The organism is Frankia sp. CgJB1, assembly GCF_977947065.1.
Genome location: NZ_CDWTNB010000125.1, coordinates 1 through 2,802, shown reverse-complemented (window position 1 = coordinate 2,802; position 2,802 = coordinate 1). Strand labels below are relative to the sequence as shown.

Annotated in this window: 4 protein-coding genes; 1 reads left to right on the top strand and 3 read right to left on the bottom strand. The window is 72.1% G+C overall.

Going from position 1 to position 2,802, the window contains the following annotated elements:
• A partial coding sequence (locus AC08OT_RS14340; RefSeq protein ID WP_476602908.1) for a hypothetical protein occupies window positions 1-425 on the top strand: 425 nt, incomplete at its 5' end.
• A gap of 501 nt (window positions 426-926) precedes the next feature.
• Here the strand turns inward: AC08OT_RS14340 and AC08OT_RS14335 are convergent.
• The 3 genes from AC08OT_RS14335 to AC08OT_RS14325 all read right to left on the bottom strand — a co-directional run.
• A complete protein-coding gene (locus tag AC08OT_RS14335) occupies window positions 927-1,643 on the bottom strand; it encodes a 2OG-Fe(II) oxygenase (RefSeq protein ID WP_476593546.1) in 717 nt (238 codons plus the stop codon).
• The gene (locus AC08OT_RS14330; protein ID WP_476593545.1) at window positions 1,640-2,062 is read right to left on the bottom strand and encodes a methylated-DNA--[protein]-cysteine S-methyltransferase; all 423 of its coding nucleotides are present in this window, start codon (window positions 2,060-2,062) and stop codon (window positions 1,640-1,642) included. The genes AC08OT_RS14335 and AC08OT_RS14330 overlap by 4 nt, the downstream gene beginning before the upstream one ends.
• A 13-nt stretch (window positions 2,063-2,075) precedes the next feature.
• The coding region (locus AC08OT_RS14325; RefSeq protein WP_476602907.1) for a DNA-3-methyladenine glycosylase family protein at window positions 2,076-2,802 on the bottom strand (727 nt) is incomplete at its 5' end.

Here is a 2,802-nt window from a genome sequence, read left to right as displayed (position 1 = left end):
GCACAATATGGCTCATGGCGCGCACCGCGGAACGTGTACGGGTCGTGCTGGAGCGTTCCGGTGGACTTCTCGGGCGCAGCGTGCGCCGCGGTCTGGACACGGCCGATCTCAGTAAGCAGGAGGCCGAGAACCTGCGCCGCCTGGCCCGCGAGGCGGTGCATCACGGCGATCTCGCGGCCACAACGGACGCTGCGGATGCCGGTCAGGTAGATTCCACCGAGGCCCGGGGTTCCACCGCGCCCCGGGGTTCCACCGAGGCCCGGGAGCGGCACGACATCGGCGCGGACCGGTTCGTCTACACCCTGGAGATCGACCGGCCCGGGGAGCACGCGGTGCGGACGTTCTCCGAGCCGGTGCCCGACGAGGTCCGGCCGCTGCTGGCGCTGCTGCGCACCGCGCCGCTGCTGCCCGCGAGCCGTCCCTAGCGGTGTCGCTGACAGCGAGGTTGACCACCTCGCGCACCGCGGACCCAGTCGTCGACGACTGGGTCCGCTTCGCCAGCCTGGACCGGCTACGCCTGCCCGTCCTCGACCCAGTACCAGCCGAAGGACTGCACCTCACCCTCCAGCGTCTCGCCTTCACCGACCAGATCAGCCACGCCGAGGTCGACAAGAGCATCGAGGAGACACGGCGGCGCTTCGCAGGCGTCCAGGGGAGCTGGATACGCTTTCGCTCCCGAGAACCGTGTCCAGCTCGTTCGCCCAGGCGAACGACGCGCCTGGCGCGGCACGCTGAACCATCGCCCAGGCCCATCGCTCAGGCCGCCTCCCGCGGCCTTCGTCGCCGCGTAGACGGCGTTCCCCGGCCAGGAGTGCTGCCCTCACCGAGGCGATGGCATTAATGATCATCCCGCCGGCAGTCACCAGCCCTACCAGCCCGGCCACACAACCGCTCCCACTACTGGCTCCCGCTGCTGGGTAGATGCGTCACGCAGCGTCGTGGAAGACCAGGCCGAGAGCGTGACGCCGGCCCGAGCGGACGGTGCTCACCCCGTGGCGCACCGCCGAGGCGGACCAGCCGCGGGCGGAGCGCACCGGCCGGTCCCGGGTCGTGAAGACCAGCGCGTGCCCCTGCGGCAGGACGAGGGAGGTTCCGCGGGACTGGGCGCGCATGCGCTGCTCGACGAGCAGGAACTCCCCGCCGGTGTAGTCCTCGCCCGGCACGTCGAGGCCGATGACGACCTGGAGCGGGAAGACGAGTTCCCCATAGATGTCGCGATGCAGCGCGTTCCAGTCACCCCGGCCGTAACGCAGCAGCAGCGGCGTCGGCCTGGTCTGCCCAGCCTGGTGGCACCGGCCGAGCCAGGAGCCGAGGGTGTCCGGCCACGGGGCCGGCCGGCCAAGTCGACCGGCCCAATCCCGGGCGACGGGCAGCAGGTGCGGGTAGAGCGTCTCGCGCAGCCGCTGGACCAGTTCTGGGAGCGGATGGCCGAAGTATCGGTACTCTCCTGACCCGAACCGGTGCCGGGCCATGTCGACCGTGGAGCGGAAGTGCCGCGTCTCGTCGTACAGTTCCGCGAGGGCGTGGCACTGCGCCGGGGTGAGGATCCCAGGGGTGAGCGCGCAGCCCACCACGTCCAGCTCTGCTCCGATCGGCGCCCAGTCGACGTTGTCCGGTGACGGTAGCCGGCCGGTACCCGTCACGACCAGGCCGCCGCCGCGTCCAACATCGGCGCGTCCAACATCGGCGCGAGTACCCCCTCATGGCGCAGCAGCGCCTCCTTGCGGGCGAGTCCGGCCGCGTAGCCGCGCAGGGTGCCGTCGGCTCCGATCACGCGGTGGCAGGGACGCACGAGCAGCAGGGGGTTCGCGCCGACCGCGGCGCCCACGGCCCGCACGTCGCCGCGGGCGGCGCCGGTCCGTTCAGCGAGGCGGCCGTAGCTGGTCGTCGTCCCGTACGGGATGGTCTCCAGCGCCCGCCAGACCCGTTCCTGGAACGCAGTGCCATGGGTGAGGAACTCCAGCTCGAAGACCCGGCGCTCGCCGGCGAAGTACTCCTCGATCTGCCGGGCGGCCTCGGTGAAGGACCTCGGGGCACGCCGCCAGTGCGGCGCCACCGTCACGGCTCCCCTCTGCTCAGGCATGGACAGGGAGCTCAGGGCGATCCCGCCCGCCACGCCGTCCGATTCCTCTCCCACCAGTTCCTCTCCCACCAGCAGCAGCTCGCCCAGCGGGCTGTCCAGGGTCGTGTAGACGGTCATCGGCTGTCATCCTTTCCCGTGCCATCGATCCTCCGCGGACCGGTGCCGTCGTCGACTCGTGACTGGTCCGGCGACTGACCCGACGATGGTCCTCCGCTCCCGGCCCCCACAGATGGTGCATGGCGTAGGAGCGCCAGGGCCGCCAGGCCGCGGCGTCCGCCAGGGCCGCGCCGACCCGCCGCATCCCGGCCCGGGCGGCCACGTCACTCTCCAACAGGACGTCAGGGTCGCCCAGTGCCCGCATCCGGATGTAGCCCGCCGTCCACGCACCGACGCCCCGCAGGAGCAGCAGCTCCTTCTCCGCCTCGTCGCGGTCGACGCCCGGGTCGAGACGGACGGTGCCGTCGGCGAGCGCGGCGCTGAGCGTGCGCAACGTATCGCGCCTGCTCTGTGGCATCCCCGGCTCGGTCAACGACGCCTCGGCGAGGTCGGTGACCCGCGGAAACAGGTGGGTGAGACCACCATCGGGGGTGGGAAGCGGTTCCCCGTACGCGGCAACCAGCGCGTCGCCGAGCCGCCGCCCCGCCGGCACCGAGACCTGCTGGCCCAGTACCGCGCGGACGGCGAGTTCGTGCGCGTCGGCGGCACCGGGCGCGCGTAGG